Source organism: Salmonella sp. 741265050_HSA, from assembly GCF_046569445.1.
Lineage (GTDB): Bacteria > Pseudomonadota > Gammaproteobacteria > Enterobacterales > Enterobacteriaceae > Salmonella > Salmonella enterica.
This window is the reverse complement of record NZ_JBKFSV010000014.1, coordinates 57,436-71,955: the sequence shown is the minus strand read 5'-3', so window position 1 is coordinate 71,955 and position 14,520 is coordinate 57,436. Positions and strand designations below refer to the sequence as shown.

Here is a 14,520-nt window from a genome sequence, read left to right as displayed (position 1 = left end):
CCCGCCCGGCGTGCGGGCGGTGGGATAACTTATCTTCTGGCATTACTTCGCGACGGTTGACGAGCCGTCGGCGTGCCACTGGAAGACGCCAAATTCAAATCCCTTAAGATCGCCTTTTTCATCCCATTTCAGCGGCCCAATAACGGTATCAGCCCCGTTAGCTTTAAGATCTTTCACCAGATCCAGTGGCGCATGGCTGGCGCTACGCGTCATTGCGGTCGCCAGCGACTGGACGGCGGCGTAGGTGATCCAGACATACGGACCGCTGGGATCTTTCTTGTCGGCTTTCAGCGCCTCGACAATCGCTTTATTCGCCGGGTCCTGGTCATAACGTTTTGGCATCGTCACCAACATGCCTTCCGCCGCACCACCCGCAATATTGGACAGCGACGCGTTACCCACGCCTTCCGGCCCCATAAATTGCGTTTTCAGGCCATTAGCCCGTGCCTGGCGCAGCATCTGCCCCATTTCCGGGTAGTAGCCGCCGTAATACACAAAGTCGATATTCTCTTTTTGCAAGCGAGCAATCAGGGCGGAGAAATCTTTTTCGCCGGCGGTAATACCATCAAAAAAGACAATATTGGCATTGCCCTGCTTCAGACCATCCTGCACAGAGCGCGCCAGTCCTTCGCCGTATTGCTGTTTATCGTGAATGATAGCGATGCGCTGTGGTTTCACCGTTTCCAGGATGTATTTCGCGGCCGTTGGCCCCTGGGAGGAGTCCAGGCCGGCGGTACGCATAATGTACTGATAGCCGCGCTGGGTCAGCTCCGGGTTAGTCGCCCCCGGGGAGATCATCAGAATACCTTCATCTTCATAGATATCGGATGCTGGCTGAGTAGAAGAAGAACACAAGTGACCAATAACGTACTGAATACCGTCGTTAACGATTTTGTTGGCCACCGCCACCGCCTGTTTTGGATCGCAGGCATCATCGTACTCTACGCCGACCAGCTTATCGCCTTTAATCCCGCCTTTAGCGTTGATGTCTTTAATGGCCTGGCGCGCGCCGTTAAATTCCATATCGCCCCATTGCGCTACCGGGCCGGACATCGCCCCGACTATGGCGACTTTAATATCATCTGCCATTGCCCCCTGCGAGGCTGCTAATGCAACAATCCCTGCGATTATTGTTTTCGCTTTCCGTTTCATGTGCCTGTATCCCCATTCGTGATGTTATATGTTTTGTTTTTTGCTGGTTAAAAAGCAGACTGTACTTTTTATAAATGGTGCGCTTTTTACTGACTCATTAATGAGTTAGCGCAGCATTTAAAGCATAATAAGATTAAAATCTCTATTTTTCAGTCTATTAAGAAAAGATAATATTCTGCTTTTCGCTATAGATAAACAAAAAAAAGCACGCTTGTCAGCATAAAATAACGGCATATTAAGCGGAATAATTCACTAGTATTCAGGGAATTATGCTGCCTGTTTTCCATTCTCTAATGCTTCAAACTGTAATTATCGTTGTTAAAAAATTAATAACCTGGTAAATGACACAAAAAAGAGAAAGCATCTGGCCTGCCTGTTTCGGTACACTGATCGCATCTTTTGAAATCGGGACAAGCCGTCGATGAAGCTGACCATTCTTCGTTTAGAACACTTTAGCGCTCAGGATCAGATCGATCTGGGCAAAATCTGGCCGGAATATTCCGCCTCCTCATTAAGCGTAGATGAAACGCACCGGATTTATGCCGCGCGGTTTAACGAGCGTTTGTTGGGTGCCGTAAGAGTGACGCTGAGCGGAACGCAGGGCGCGCTGGATTCCTTACGCGTGCGTGAAATCACCCGTCGTCGCGGCGTCGGACAATACCTGGTAGAAGAAGTCATCCGCGATAATCCCAACGTCTCGTCGTGGTGGATGGCAGATGTCGGTGTTGAAGACCGCAGCGTGATGGCCGCGTTTATGCAGGCGTTAGGCTTTACCGCACAGCATGACGGCTGGGAGAAGCGCTAAAAGAAAGCCGGATGGCGCTGACGCTTATCCGGCCTACATGCCGGGAGAAAAGATAAAAACCACCTCGCAATTTTCCAAGAATTTCGCGTTGCAGGCAGGCGGCAAGTTATGAAATCCCCGGGAGCTTACATAAGTAAGTGACCGGGGTTGAAGAACGTAGCCAACGCACCTGCAGCGCGAAAGGCGCCAGGAAAATTACTTAGCGTCTGTCGCCGTACCATTCGCATGCCAGTCAAACACGCCGAACTCAAATCCTTTCAGATCGCCCTTCTCATCCCACGACAGCGGTTCCATTACGGTGTCGACCGTGGCGCCTTTCAGGTATTTGGCAATTTCCGCCGGATCGTCAGACTGGTTCAGACCCGCCTGTAAGGATTGCAGCGCGGCGTAGGTGGTCCACACGAATGCGCCGCTAGGATCTTGTTTCTTGGCTTTGATGGCATCCACAATCGGTTTGTTCGCCGGCACCTGATCGTAGTTCTTCGGTTTGGTGACCAATAAGCCTTCCGCCGACTCTCCGGCGATGTTAGACAGCGACACGTTCGCCACCCCTTCCGGCCCCATAAACTGGGTTTTCAGCCCTGCGGCGCGGGACTGGCGCAAAATCTGCCCCATTTCCGGGTGATAACCACCGTAGTAGACAAAGTCGATATTCTCTTTCTTCAGGCGCGCTACCAGAGTGGAGAAATCTTTTTCGCCGGCGGTGATGCCGTCAAAGAATACGACGTTAACGCCGCCTTTCTTCAGACCGTCCTGCACCGCGCGCGCCAGCCCTTCGCCGTACTGCTGCTTATCGTGGATAATCGCGATGCGCTGCGGTTTTACCTTCTCCAGAATATACTTTGCCGCCGTTGGCCCCTGGTCAGAGTCCAGGCCGGTCGTGCGCAAAATCAGGTTATAGCCGCGTGCGGTCAGCTCCGGCGCGGTCGCCGCCGGGGTTATCATCAGGATACCTTCGTCTTCGTAGATATCAGAGGCTGGCTGTGTGGAAGAGGAGCATAAGTGACCGATAACATACCTGATGCCGTCGTTCACCACTTTGTTAGCGACAGCTACCGCCTGTTTCGGGTCACAGGCGTCGTCATATTTCACCGCGACGAGCTTATCGCCTTTAATACCGCCTTTCGCATTGATATCGGCAATTGCCTGCTCCGCACCGGTAAATTCCTGGTCGCCATACTGCGCCACCGGACCGGACATCGCGCCGACAACCGCGACTTTAATGTCCTCTGCGAATGCCATATGGCTTAATGACAGGGCGATACATCCTGCCAATAACGTTTTACCCTTCATATTCATCCTGATAATCCCCATTATTCTGGTTGTTACGTGTGTTGTGGTGTTATTGTTCAGCACTTTATTTCGATTATTGGCTAGCTACCCGTGCTTTAGCAGCATACTCTGCTAAAACATACCCGATTTTTATTATTTTGGAATAGCTAAATTTACATCCAGATAACAGATTTGTGTCGGTGGGGGAGAGGAAGGGCCCGTAGGCCCGATAAGCGAAGCGCCATCGGGCCTACGTGTTGCCGGATGGCAGGGTAAACGCCTTATCCGGCCTACAAAAAACAAAACCCCCGAATTCACATTCGAGGGTTCATTGGCAATTCGCGAAGATTACGCTTCGATCGCAGCGCGAAGCTTTTTCATGGCGTTCTTTTCAAGCTGGCGCACACGCTCAGCGGAGACGCCGTAACGATCGGCCAGCTCCTGCAACGTAGACTTATTGTCTTCGTCCAGCCAGCGAGCGCGGATAATATCCTGGCTACGCTCGTCGAGCCCCTGCATCGCATCGGTCAGTCGGTTGGCGGCCTGCTCTTCCCAGTTATCGTCTTCAATGCCGTCGGCAAAGTTAGACGATTTATCCTGCAGATACAGCACCGGCGCCATTGGCTGGCTGTCGGACTCATCGTCCGAAGACATGTCAAACGTCATGTCCTGCGCCGCCATACGCGACTCCATCTCACGCACGTCTTTACTGGAAACACCCAGTTCGCGCGCCACCATTTCAACCTCATCCTGATTAAACCAGCCCAGACGCTGCTTGGTTTTACGCAGATTAAAGAACAGCTTACGCTGCGCTTTCGTGGTTGCGACTTTAACGATACGCCAGTTACGCAGCACGTATTCGTGAATTTCTGCTTTAATCCAGTGTACGGCGAAGGAAACCAGGCGCACGCCTACTTCCGGGTTAAAACGACGTACGGCTTTCATCAGGCCGATGTTGCCTTCCTGGATTAAATCCGCCTGCGGCAGACCATAGCCCGCATAGTTACGAGCAATATGAACAACAAAGCGCAGGTGAGACAGGATCAGCGTTTTAGCTGCTTCCAGATCGCCCTGGTAATGCAGCCTTTCAGCCAATGCCCGCTCCTCGTCAGCCGATAACATCGGCCACGCGTTCGCCGCCCGGATATAAGATTCCAGGTTGCCAACAGGGGCTAAAGCTAAATTTTGCATTTCTTTGGTCATTCAAATCCTCTCAATCAGTATTGCCTGGCACCGTCAGCGAGCAACAACCGTGCCAAAGCCGATGAGCAACGAGAATATCACCCACTCTTTTATCAGACAGTGATTTTATCCACAAGTTCAATGTAACACTGTGCATAATTTGCACAAATCTTGTGACATAAAGATGACGCGCGGGGAAGAGACAACAGGGACTCTTTCCCTGCGAACGGAAGCCCATTGCAGGGAAAGATTATACCACGATTTTATCAATCGGGAGTAAAGTGACGTAAATGTTGCACCGTGGCCAGCCAGGCGGCGATCCAGCCAATCATGGAACAGACCAGCAGCAGCAACAGGCACTCATCGAACGATAAGCCATTGAGATCAAACTTCGTGCCGAAGACCTGCGCCACTTCAGTCACCGCCGATGATAAACGCATCACCAAAATTTCAGACAATATCAGTGAAAGAAACGCGCCGGAAAAACCGAGCAACGCGCCGCCATAGAGGAACGGACGCAGGATAAAGCCATCGGTCGCGCCAATCAGCTTTTGCACGTTAATGGTATCGCGACGGGCAAAAATGCTCAGGCGCACGCTGTTGCCGATAACGAGGAAGACCGCCGCGACCATCAGCACGCCGATCATCGCCGACACACGGCCCACCAGCCCGGTGAGCGCCGCCAGGCGCGCAAACCAGCTATCATCCATGCGGACTTCGTCAATGCCGTTAATCTGCGAGATACGGTCGCGCAGCGTATTAAGCGAGGCGGTACTTTGAAAGTCCAGCTTGGGGATCACCACCGCCACCGCCGGTAGCGGGTTCTCTTCCAGCATATCCAGCGCGCCGCCAAAACCCGACCAGTTGCGGAATTCTCCCAGCGCGTCCTCACGGGACAGGTAGTTGACCTTCTCAACGCCCTGCTCGGCCTGAAGCTGCCCAACGACCCGCGCCGCCGCGTCATCATCCAGCGTTTTTTGCAGATAAACGGTGATCTGCGGCGACGGGTAATACTGAGTCGCCGCCTGGTTGACGTTCTTATAGACCATGTAACAGACGCTGGGCAGCGTCAGGGAGATGGCGATCACCATCACCGTCAGAAACGTCGCCAGCGGTTTGCTTTTCAGATCTTGCAGCGCGCCGTGCCAGGCATAGCGCACCTGTTCATTAAAGACATTCGTTTTACGTGAGTTCGGTTTCGGTGTCGGCTTCTGGCGTCCTGGCGCGTTGCGCCCGCCGCCTGTTCCGCCGCGAGACTTACGTAGTCGATCCAGCCGTCCGCCGAACTGCCTGATTTGGTTAATCGCGTCGCGCCTATTCATTGGCCAGGCCTCCATGCAGGTGTCCATCGCTCAGGACGAGCTGCCTATAGGAACGACGGGAGATAAGTCCAATATCGTGCGTCGCCATCAGTACCGTCACCCCTACGCGGTTAAACTCTTCAAACAGACGTAAAATCCCTTCCGACAACGCGTCGTCCAGGTTCCCGGTCGGTTCATCCGCCAGCAATACCGCTGGCTTATTGACCACCGCGCGGGCGATGCCCACGCGCTGTTGTTCGCCTCCGGAGAGTTGAATCGGGAAGTTTCTCGCTTTGTCCAGTAGTCCAACCTTATCCAGCGCCGCCGACACACGACGACGGATATCATCGCCGCTGGCGCCGGCAATGATTAACGGTATCGCCACATTGTCATAGACCGTGCGATCCATCAGCAGATGGTGATCCTGGAAAATCATCCCAATCTGGCGGCGCAAAAACGGCACTTCGCGGTTTTTCAGGCGCGTAATATCATGCCCGCTGAAGAAGATTTTGCCGGCGCTGGGCCGCTCAATCCCACAGATTAGCTTCAGCAGGGTACTTTTCCCCGCGCCGGAGTGGCCGGTCAGAAACGCCATCTCGCCTGGCCGCATATGGAATGTCACTCCCTGCAGCGCTTGTCTCCCGCCGAGATAGGCCTTGCTGACATGTTCAAAGCGAATCATTGTTAATCCTCTCGGGCAAAAAGTGCCTCAATAAAATCGTCCGCCTTAAACGGACGCAAATCCTCGATACGTTCGCCCACGCCAATGTAACGGATAGGAATGCCAAACTGGTCAGCTACCGAGAAAATCACCCCGCCTTTCGCCGTACCGTCCAGCTTGGTCAGGGTAATACCGGTTAAGCCTACCGCTTCATGGAACAGTTTGGCCTGGCTTACCGCGTTCTGTCCGGTGCTGGCGTCAATGGTCAGCATAACTTCATGTGGCGCTGCTTCGTCCAGCTTTTTCATGACGCGAACGATTTTTTTCAGCTCTTCCATCAGGTGCGACTTGTTCTGCAGACGCCCTGCCGTATCGGCAATTAACACATCCACATTACGCGCCTTCGCGGCCTGGATAGCGTCAAAAATCACCGAGGCGGAGTCCGCGCCGGTATGCTGGGCGATAACCGGAATGTTGTTACGCTGTCCCCAGACCTGTAGCTGTTCGACCGCCGCCGCGCGGAAAGTATCCCCCGCCGCCAGCATCACTGATTTACCCTGCTGCTCAAACTGGCGCGCCAGTTTACCGATAGTGGTGGTTTTACCCACGCCGTTCACGCCAACCATCAGAATAACAAAAGGCGTTTTACCTTCAATATTAAGCGGTTCGTCTACCTTCGCCAGAATCTCGCCCATCTCGTCTTTCAACAGACCATACAGCGCCTCGGCATCTTTAAGCTGTTTGCGGCTGGCGCCTTCCGTCAGATTAGCGATAATCTTACGCGTGGTTTCCACCCCGACATCAGCGATGAGCAACTGCTCTTCCAGCTCCTCGAACAAATCATCGTCGATTTTCTTGCCGCGGAACAGACTGATAAATCCGGAACCGAGATTTTCTTTGGTTTTCAGCAGGCTGCGTTTCAGGCGGGCAAAGAAACCTTCTTTAGTCGGTTTTTCCTGTTCCTGAACGATCGCTTCCACCGGCGCGTCTTCTTCCGCCGGCGGAACAACCATCACCGCCTCTTCCGCCGCCTGAGCGGCCAGCGCCTGCGCTTCCAGCTCTTCGTCGGTGAATTTCGCCGCGTTTTCGCCCTCTTCTTCTACCGCGGCAATGACCTCTACGGTTTCCGCTTCGGCCTGCCACTCTTCCGGCGAGATAGCCTCGTCTTTGACCTCTTCCGGCAGCGGCAATTCCTCGCGTTCCACTGCGATCTGCGGCGCTGCCGTCTCAATGACCGCCGCGGGCTCCGGCTCTACCGGCTGCGGTTTTTCGCTCTCCTGAACTTTCTCAGTAACGTCCACCACCTCTTCCGCAAAGGCTTCTGTTTCTGCTTTGCTGTGCGCGGGCGTTTGCGCGTCTACGTCTGCCGCCGTTTCAACAGGGGGCTCAACCGGTCGTTGTTCCTCAACAATCTGCTGTTCTTCGGTCTGTTCCTGCTTCTGCTCTTTATCACCGAAGCCCAACCAGGAAAAGAAGCCACGTTTTTTCTGTTTTGCCATCTGCGACTACACCCCTCGCGGCGCTATATACATGGAAGCTAAAAAAATGATGAAATAGTCTATCACTTAACTTAATTCACATCACCGCCTGGAATAACTTGCAACAGGCGGTTCGAGCAAGAGAAATGAAAAAACCGACTCACTCTGGCAGCGGCCAAATCCGCATTATTGGCGGGCAATGGCGTGGCCGTAAATTACCGGTTCCGGACAGCCCGGGTCTGCGTCCCACCACCGATCGCGTGCGCGAAACGTTATTTAACTGGCTGGCTCCGGTAATGGTAGACGCCCATTGTCTGGATTGCTTTGCCGGCAGCGGCGCGCTGGGTCTGGAAGCGCTATCGCGTTATGCGGCCCAGGCAACGTTACTGGAAATGGATCGCGCCGTATCGCAGCAGTTGCAAAAAAATCTGGCGACGCTGAAAGCCAACAATGCTCGCGTCGTCAATACCAATACTCTGGCCTTCCTCAGCCAGCCGGGGACGCCGCATCACGTCGTCTTTGTCGACCCGCCGTTTCGTAAAGGGCTGCTGGAAGAGACGTTACAATTGCTGGAAACCCAGGGATGGCTGGCCGACGACGCGCTAATCTACGTAGAAAGCGAGGTGGAAAACGGTCTGCCGCCCGTTCCGGCGAACTGGACATTGTATCGAGAAAAGGTGGCCGGACAGGTCGCTTATCGTCTGTATCAGCGCGACGCGCAAGGAGAAAATGATGTTGATTAATCTGGGCCGCTTATTAATGCTCTTCGTGTGGGCATTTTTGATTCTTAATCTGGTGCATCCCTTCCCGCGCCCGCTCAATATTTTCGTCAACGTGGCGTTGGTGTTCATGGCGCTGATGCACGGTATGCAACTGGCGCTGCTGAAATCAACGATACCGAAAGCGGGTCCGCAGATGACGACGGGAGAAAAAATCCGCATTTTCCTGTTCGGCGTGTTTGAGCTGCTGGTCTGGCAGAAGAAGTTTAAGAACAAAAAATAACGTTTGCTGCCGGATGACGGTTTATTCGTTATCCGGGGTACGGCTAACAAACCCGACGAACCGCGTTCCCTTATAGCTCAGCGTACCTTGATCGCCCACCGTCAAAGCGTGGTACTGCTGCGCTTGTAAACGGAACGTTTTTTCCAGACCGCCATTGAGCGGCTTAAAACTGACCTCATAGCGCATACTGGTTCCCGCCGGGCTCACTTCCTGCTGGCGAGAGCGTCGGTCGTTAACCGGCTTCTCCCGTTTATTGCTAACCACGACCAGCTTTTGCTGTAACGGCGCCGCCTCATTAGCGGCTTTTTCCCGCCGTTGCTGAACGAAGCGAAACGACGCGGCAACTACGATTAATGCGATGATTATAATGAAGAAAAGCGGTGGCTTACTCATACTGTTAACCTGTCAGAAAATGCGGAAATAAGCATACCCTGCCCGTTATAGTGTTGTCATCTGACCGTCACGGCCTCTACACTGAATAATAGAGCCGCAAGCATACCGTTTGCGAAAAAATAACGAATTCAAGGAATTAAGATGCTTTGGTCGTTTATCGCTGTCTGCCTGTCCGCATGGCTGTATGTGGACGCCTCCTATCGCGGGCCAGCCTGGCAACGCTGGTTTTTTAAGCCCGTCACGTTATTACTATTGCTGTTACTGGCCTGGCAAGCGCCGATGTTTGACGCCATCAGTTATCTTGTGTTGGCCGGACTGTGCGCCTCGCTGGTCGGCGATGCGTTAACGCTCTTGCCGCGTCAACGCCTGCTGTACGCCGTCGGGGCATTTTTCTTATCGCATCTGCTCTACACCATTTATTTTGCCAGCCAAATGACGTTGTCGTTCTTCTGGCCGCTGCCGCTGGCGTTACTGATAGTCGGCGCGTTGCTTATCGCCGTTATCTGGACGCGACTGGAGGAGCTACGCTGGCCGGTATGTACTTTTATCGCCATGACTCTGGTCATGGTCTGGCTGGCGGGCGAACTGTGGTTCTTCCGCCCAACGGCGCCAGCCCTTTCGGCCTTTACCGGCGCGACGCTGCTGTTTATCGGCAATATCGTCTGGCTGGGTAGCCATTACCGCCGCCGTTTCCGGGCGGATAACGCGATTGCCGCCGCCTGCTACTTTGCCGGACACTTCCTGATTGTTCGCTCGCTGTACCTGTAAATAATAGCGCTTGACTCTGGAGTCGACTCCAGAGTGTATCCTCCGGTTAATGAGAAAATTATCATCAACCGGAGGACGTTATGTCGACCCCTGATACCGATGGCAAAAAAGTCCCGCCCTTTACCTCCTTCAGATTAGCCCCGGCGATACAGAAGGCCGATAGCTGCTGCTGCGAAGAACATTGCGCGTCCAGCGCGCCTGTTTCTACTGCCGTGGCAGGCACGCGCTATACCTGGAAAATCTCCGGCATGGACTGCGCCGCCTGCGCCCGAAAAGTGGAGAATGCGGTCCGCCAAATTCGCGGCGTCAACCAGGCGCAAGTGCTGTTCGCCACCGAAAAGTTAGTGGTCGATGCCGACGCCGACCTCCGCGCGCAAATTGAACGCGCCGTACAGAAGGCGGGTTATACCTTGCGTAGCGAAGATTCGCGCGACGCCGCGCCTGAATCTCGTCTTAAAGAGAACCTGCCGCTTATTACGCTGATCATTATGATGGCGATAAGCTGGGGGCTGGAGCAATTTAACCACCCGTTCGGCCAACTGGCCTTTATCGCCACCACCCTGGTCGGTCTGTATCCTATTGCCCGCCAGGCGCTGCGGCTGATGAAAAGCGGCAGTTGGTTCGCTATTGAAACGCTGATGAGCGTCGCCGCCATTGGCGCGCTGTTTATTGGCGCGACGGCGGAGGCGGCAATGGTATTGCTGCTGTTCCTCATCGGCGAGCGCCTGGAAGGATGGGCCGCCAGCCGCGCCCGTAAAGGCGTCAGCGCGTTAATGGCGCTTAAACCGGAAACGGCGACCCGTCTGCGCGACGGCGTACGGGAAGAGGTCGCTATTAATACCCTGCGACCGGGCGATATTATCGAAGTCGCCGCCGGGGGGCGTTTACCCGCCGACGGTAAACTGGTTTCCGGTTTCGCCAGCTTTGATGAAAGCGCGCTCACCGGCGAGTCTATCCCGGTGGAGCGCGCAACGGGCGACAAAGTCCCGGCAGGCGCGACCAGCGTTGACCGTCTCGTCACCCTGGAGGTGCTATCTGAACCTGGCGCCAGCGCGATTGACCGTATCCTGACGCTGATTGAAGAGGCGGAAGAGCGCCGTGCGCCCATTGAGCGGTTTATTGACCGTTTCAGCCGCATCTATACGCCAGTCATTATGGTCATCGCGCTGCTGGTGACGCTTATTCCGCCGCTGATGTTCGATGGCGGCTGGCAGGAGTGGATTTATAAAGGGCTGACGCTGCTGCTCATCGGTTGCCCGTGCGCGCTGGTGATCTCCACGCCCGCGGCCATTACCTCCGGGCTGGCGGCGGCGGCACGGCGCGGCGCATTGATTAAAGGCGGCGCAGCGCTGGAGCAACTGGGCCGTATCACGCAGGTCGCCTTTGATAAAACCGGTACGTTGACCATTGGTAAACCACGGGTGACGGCGATTCATCCGGCAAGCGGTATCAGCGAGGCTGAACTGTTGGCGCTGGCGGCAGCCGTAGAACAAGGCGCTACGCACCCGCTGGCGCAGGCTATTGTCCGCGAAGCGCAGACTCGCGATCTGGCGATCCCGACGGCGGAATCGCAGCGAACGCTGGCCGGCACCGGAATTGAAGCGCAGGTTAACGGCGAACGTATTCTGATTTGCGCGGCGGGAAAACAGCCTACGGCAGCGTTTGCCGGGCAAATTAGCGAACTGGAAAACGCCGGGCAGACGGTGGTTCTGGTGCTGCGTAACGAGACCGTTGTTGGCGTCCTCGCCCTCCAGGATACGTTGCGTGACGATGCGCGCGACGCCATCCGCGAACTGCATCAGTTAGGCGTTAACGGCGTGATTCTGACCGGCGATAACCCACGGGCGGCGGCAGCGATTGCCGGCGAGCTGGATCTGGCGTTTAAAGCCGGACTACTGCCGGAAGACAAGGTGCGGGCAGTCACCGCCCTTAACCAACAAGCGCCGCTGGCGATGGTGGGCGACGGCATTAATGATGCGCCCGCGATGAAAGCCGCCAGTATCGGAATTGCGATGGGCAGCGGTACTGACGTCGCGCTGGAAACGGCTGACGCCGCCCTTACTCATAACCGTCTGCGCGGGTTAGCGCAGATGATTACGCTGGCGCGCGCTACCCACGCGAATATCCGGCAGAACATCACCATTGCGCTGGGGCTGAAAGCTATTTTCCTGGTGACGACGCTACTGGGTTTTACCGGGCTATGGCTGGCAATCCTGGCGGATACGGGAGCCACGGTATTGGTGACCGCCAACGCGCTACGTTTGCTGCGTAAAAACTAATCTTCTCCCGCCCGGCGGCGTCGTGTCGCCGGTTTATCCCGCGATATTCCTTTCTTTGTTCATATTATTCACGCGAAAATTATTTATTTTCTATTACTTATCAAACCATTAATCAGAAATAGCGTGATTTGATGTAAGGTTAATTTTTATCCAACCGATATTGATCATACCGTCTACAAAATAAGGAATGTTAGGCACTATGAAAAATATCAAAGTCATCACCGGCGTTATCGCGACGCTGGGCATATTTAGCGCCTTATTGTTGGTGACAGGAATACTGTTTTATTCCGCCGTCAGCAGCGATCGGCTGAATTTCCAGAATGCGAGCGCGCTGAGTTACCAACAACAGGAACTGGGCGGCAGTTTTCAGACATTGATTGAAACCCGCGTCACTATTAACCGCGTGGCGATACGCATGTTAAAAAATCAGCGCGATCCCGCCTCGCTGGACGCCATGAACACGCTGTTAACCAACGCTGGCGCGTCGCTCAACGAAGCGGAAAAACATTTCAACAACTACGTGAACTCCGAAGCGATCGCGGGCAAAGATCCGGCGTTGGATGCCCAGGCCGAAGCCAGCTTTAAGCAGATGTATGACGTTTTGCAGCAGTCTATCCACTATCTTAAAGCCGATAATTACGCCGCCTATGGCAACCTTGACGCGCAAAAAGCGCAGGATGACATGGAGCAGGTATATGACCAGTGGCTCTCTCAAAATGCGCAATTAATAAAATTAGCCAGCGATCAGAATCAGAGCAGTTTTACCCAGATGCAATGGACGCTGGGGATAATTCTACTTATCGTGCTCATCGTGCTGGCGTTTATCTGGCTGGGGCTGCAACGCGTTCTACTCCGCCCGCTGCAACGGATTATGGCGCACATTCAAACGATCGCCGACGGCGATCTTACCCATGAGATAGAGGCTGAAGGACGCAGTGAAATGGGCCAACTGGCCGCCGGTCTTAAAACGATGCAGCAGTCGTTAATCCGTACCGTCAGCGCGGTGCGCGATAACGCAGACTCTATCTATACTGGCGCAGGCGAAATTTCCGCCGGTAGCAGCGACCTCTCTTCCCGTACCGAACAGCAGGCCTCGGCGCTGGAGGAGACCGCCGCCAGCATGGAACAGTTAACCGCCACGGTACGGCAAAACACCGATAACGCACGCCAGGCGACGGGTCTGGCGAAAACCGCATCAGAAACCGCGCGTAAAGGAGGACGCGTGGTGGATAACGTAGTGAGCACCATGAACGATATCGCCGAAAGTTCGGAAAAAATCGTGGACATCACCAGCGTGATTGACGGTATCGCCTTCCAGACTAATATCCTGGCGCTGAACGCTGCGGTAGAAGCCGCCCGCGCCGGCGAACAGGGGCGAGGATTCGCGGTTGTGGCCGGAGAGGTACGCACGTTGGCCAGCCGTAGCGCGCAGGCCGCCAAAGAGATCAAAGTGCTGATTGAAAACTCCGTGTCGCGCATTGATACCGGCTCTACGCAGGTACGCGAAGCGGGAGAAACCATGAAAGAGATCGTCAACGCCGTGACCCGCGTAACCGATATTATGGGCGAAATCGCCTCTGCCTCCGATGAGCAAAGCAAAGGCATTGAGCAGGTGGCGCAGGCGGTATCGGAAATGGACAGCGTGACGCAACAAAACGCCTCGCTGGTAGAGGAATCCGCAGCAGCGGCGGCGGCGCTGGAAGATCAGGCTAACGAACTTCGTCAGGCGGTCGCCGCGTTCCGCATCCAGAAACAGCCTCGTCGGGAGGCGTCGCCGACGCCGTTAAGCAAAGGCTTAACGCCACAGCCCGCCGCAGAACAGGCGAACTGGGAAAGCTTCTAATCAGAATGTTATCTGCCGTGCGGTTAATGCGCTTTACGCAATAAATAGCGGTACGGCAGACCCTCCGTCTCTTGCGCCAGCAAATCGTGTTCCATAAAGGTACAGAACCCCGGAATATCACGCGTCGTCGCCGGATCGTCGGCGATAATCAGCAATGTTTCGCCAGTTTGCATGTTGCGCACCGTTTTGCGCACCATCATTACCGGTTCAGGGCAACGCAGCCCCAGGGCGTCAAGCGTATGGTCAGGGGAGGAAAACAGATCGCTCATCTTCGTCTCAATGGTAGAAAAACGGCGATATTTTACGCCTATCTTCGTCAGTAAGCCAGGCAGGTTAACGATTGCGTGAAAATTAGCCATTGCAATGCCAGCGCAAAACAGTATT

General features: G+C 54.6%; 15 protein-coding genes. 7 read left to right on the top strand and 8 right to left on the bottom strand.

The features are described 5' to 3' along the window. Positions 1 to 42 precede the first annotated feature (42 nt). A complete protein-coding gene (gene livK / locus ACLD4F_RS18490; RefSeq protein WP_000822968.1) occupies positions 43 to 1,152 on the bottom strand; it encodes a high-affinity branched-chain amino acid ABC transporter substrate-binding protein LivK in 1,110 nt (369 codons plus the stop codon). Between the two features lie 421 nt (positions 1,153 to 1,573). Here livK and panM point away from each other — a divergent pair, with 421 nt between their 5' ends. Both panM and ACLD4F_RS18480 read left to right on the top strand, forming a co-directional pair. Continuing rightward, entirely contained in the window at positions 1,574 to 1,957 is a 384-nt protein-coding gene (gene panM / locus ACLD4F_RS18485) for an aspartate 1-decarboxylase autocleavage activator PanM (protein ID WP_000778873.1), read from the top strand. Then, positions 1,935 to 2,069, top strand: a complete 135-nt coding sequence (locus ACLD4F_RS18480) for a hypothetical protein (RefSeq protein ID WP_001517957.1) — start codon at positions 1,935 to 1,937, stop codon at positions 2,067 to 2,069. Before panM ends, ACLD4F_RS18480 begins: the two co-directional genes overlap by 23 nt. Before the next feature lie 83 nt (positions 2,070 to 2,152). On the opposite strand, the gene livJ is transcribed toward ACLD4F_RS18480, so the two are convergent. From livJ to ftsY, 5 genes are all read right to left on the bottom strand, one after another. Further along, positions 2,153 to 3,256 (bottom strand): branched chain amino acid ABC transporter substrate-binding protein LivJ, encoded by a 1,104-nt coding sequence (gene livJ, locus ACLD4F_RS18475; RefSeq protein ID WP_141024464.1) that lies wholly within the window; start codon positions 3,254 to 3,256, stop codon positions 2,153 to 2,155. Between the two features lie 321 nt (positions 3,257 to 3,577). Further along, positions 3,578 to 4,432 (bottom strand): RNA polymerase sigma factor RpoH, encoded by an 855-nt coding sequence (gene rpoH, locus ACLD4F_RS18470; RefSeq protein WP_000159621.1) that lies wholly within the window; start codon positions 4,430 to 4,432, stop codon positions 3,578 to 3,580. A gap of 245 nt (positions 4,433 to 4,677) precedes the next feature. Beyond that, positions 4,678 to 5,733 (bottom strand): permease-like cell division protein FtsX, encoded by a 1,056-nt coding sequence (gene ftsX, locus ACLD4F_RS18465; RefSeq protein WP_001081707.1) that lies wholly within the window; start codon positions 5,731 to 5,733, stop codon positions 4,678 to 4,680. Further along, positions 5,726 to 6,394 (bottom strand): cell division ATP-binding protein FtsE, encoded by a 669-nt coding sequence (ftsE, locus tag ACLD4F_RS18460; protein ID WP_000617729.1) that lies wholly within the window; start codon positions 6,392 to 6,394, stop codon positions 5,726 to 5,728. Before ftsE ends, ftsX begins: the two co-directional genes overlap by 8 nt. A 2-nt stretch (positions 6,395 to 6,396) precedes the next feature. Continuing rightward, on the bottom strand, positions 6,397 to 7,872 hold the full coding sequence (ftsY, locus tag ACLD4F_RS18455; RefSeq protein WP_079944555.1) for a signal recognition particle-docking protein FtsY: 1,476 nt from the start codon (positions 7,870 to 7,872) through the stop codon (positions 6,397 to 6,399). A gap of 125 nt (positions 7,873 to 7,997) precedes the next feature. Here ftsY and rsmD point away from each other — a divergent pair, with 125 nt between their 5' ends. After that, positions 7,998 to 8,594, top strand: a complete 597-nt coding sequence (rsmD, locus tag ACLD4F_RS18450; protein ID WP_000743276.1) for a 16S rRNA (guanine(966)-N(2))-methyltransferase — start codon at positions 7,998 to 8,000, stop codon at positions 8,592 to 8,594. Then, entirely contained in the window at positions 8,584 to 8,853 is a 270-nt protein-coding gene (locus ACLD4F_RS18445; protein WP_000906757.1) for a DUF1145 family protein, read from the top strand. The genes rsmD and ACLD4F_RS18445 overlap by 11 nt, the downstream gene beginning before the upstream one ends. Before the next feature lie 21 nt (positions 8,854 to 8,874). Here ACLD4F_RS18445 and ACLD4F_RS18440 read toward each other — a convergent pair whose 3' ends face one another. After that, positions 8,875 to 9,246 carry a DUF2500 domain-containing protein gene (locus tag ACLD4F_RS18440; RefSeq protein ID WP_000042851.1) on the bottom strand — a complete coding sequence of 124 codons (372 nt, stop codon included), beginning with the start codon at positions 9,244 to 9,246 and terminating at the stop codon, positions 8,875 to 8,877. Positions 9,247 to 9,387: 141 nt separating this feature from the next. Here ACLD4F_RS18440 and ACLD4F_RS18435 point away from each other — a divergent pair, with 141 nt between their 5' ends. The 3 genes from ACLD4F_RS18435 to tcp all read left to right on the top strand — a co-directional run bounded on the left by ACLD4F_RS18435 (position 9,388) and on the right by tcp (position 14,136). Beyond that, entirely contained in the window at positions 9,388 to 10,014 is a 627-nt protein-coding gene (locus tag ACLD4F_RS18435) for a lysoplasmalogenase (protein ID WP_079944862.1), read from the top strand. Positions 10,015 to 10,094: 80 nt separating this feature from the next. Next, positions 10,095 to 12,293: a Zn(II)/Cd(II)/Pb(II) translocating P-type ATPase ZntA gene (zntA, locus tag ACLD4F_RS18430; RefSeq protein WP_000106648.1), complete on the top strand. Its 2,199-nt coding sequence runs from the start codon at positions 10,095 to 10,097 to the stop codon at positions 12,291 to 12,293. A gap of 199 nt (positions 12,294 to 12,492) precedes the next feature. Further along, positions 12,493 to 14,136 (top strand): methyl-accepting chemotaxis citrate transducer, encoded by a 1,644-nt coding sequence (gene tcp, locus ACLD4F_RS18425; RefSeq protein ID WP_000789682.1) that lies wholly within the window; start codon positions 12,493 to 12,495, stop codon positions 14,134 to 14,136. A gap of 23 nt (positions 14,137 to 14,159) precedes the next feature. On the opposite strand, the gene tusA is transcribed toward tcp, so the two are convergent. Next, on the bottom strand, positions 14,160 to 14,405 hold the full coding sequence (gene tusA / locus ACLD4F_RS18420; RefSeq protein WP_001541054.1) for a sulfurtransferase TusA: 246 nt from the start codon (positions 14,403 to 14,405) through the stop codon (positions 14,160 to 14,162). Positions 14,406 to 14,520: the final 115 nt, after the last annotated feature.

Bases quoted from the DNA above. Each gene is read 5' to 3' on its own strand.
- livK (WP_000822968.1), bottom strand. From the start codon at position 1,152: ATGAAACGGAAAGCGAAAACAATAATCGCAGGGATTGTTGCATTAGCA.
- panM (WP_000778873.1), top strand. From the start codon at position 1,574: ATGAAGCTGACCATTCTTCGTTTAGAACACTTTAGCGCTCAGGATCAG.
- ACLD4F_RS18480 (WP_001517957.1), top strand. From the start codon at position 1,935: ATGACGGCTGGGAGAAGCGCTAAAAGAAAGCCGGATGGCGCTGACGCT.
- livJ (WP_141024464.1), bottom strand. From the start codon at position 3,256: ATGAATATGAAGGGTAAAACGTTATTGGCAGGATGTATCGCCCTGTCA.
- rpoH (WP_000159621.1), bottom strand. From the start codon at position 4,432: ATGACCAAAGAAATGCAAAATTTAGCTTTAGCCCCTGTTGGCAACCTG.
- ftsX (WP_001081707.1), bottom strand. From the start codon at position 5,733: ATGAATAGGCGCGACGCGATTAACCAAATCAGGCAGTTCGGCGGACGG.
- ftsE (WP_000617729.1), bottom strand. From the start codon at position 6,394: ATGATTCGCTTTGAACATGTCAGCAAGGCCTATCTCGGCGGGAGACAA.
- ftsY (WP_079944555.1), bottom strand. From the start codon at position 7,872: ATGGCAAAACAGAAAAAACGTGGCTTCTTTTCCTGGTTGGGCTTCGGT.
- rsmD (WP_000743276.1), top strand. From the start codon at position 7,998: ATGAAAAAACCGACTCACTCTGGCAGCGGCCAAATCCGCATTATTGGC.
- ACLD4F_RS18445 (WP_000906757.1), top strand. From the start codon at position 8,584: ATGTTGATTAATCTGGGCCGCTTATTAATGCTCTTCGTGTGGGCATTT.
- ACLD4F_RS18440 (WP_000042851.1), bottom strand. From the start codon at position 9,246: ATGAGTAAGCCACCGCTTTTCTTCATTATAATCATCGCATTAATCGTA.
- ACLD4F_RS18435 (WP_079944862.1), top strand. From the start codon at position 9,388: ATGCTTTGGTCGTTTATCGCTGTCTGCCTGTCCGCATGGCTGTATGTG.
- zntA (WP_000106648.1), top strand. From the start codon at position 10,095: ATGTCGACCCCTGATACCGATGGCAAAAAAGTCCCGCCCTTTACCTCC.
- tcp (WP_000789682.1), top strand. From the start codon at position 12,493: ATGAAAAATATCAAAGTCATCACCGGCGTTATCGCGACGCTGGGCATA.
- tusA (WP_001541054.1), bottom strand. From the start codon at position 14,405: ATGAGCGATCTGTTTTCCTCCCCTGACCATACGCTTGACGCCCTGGGG.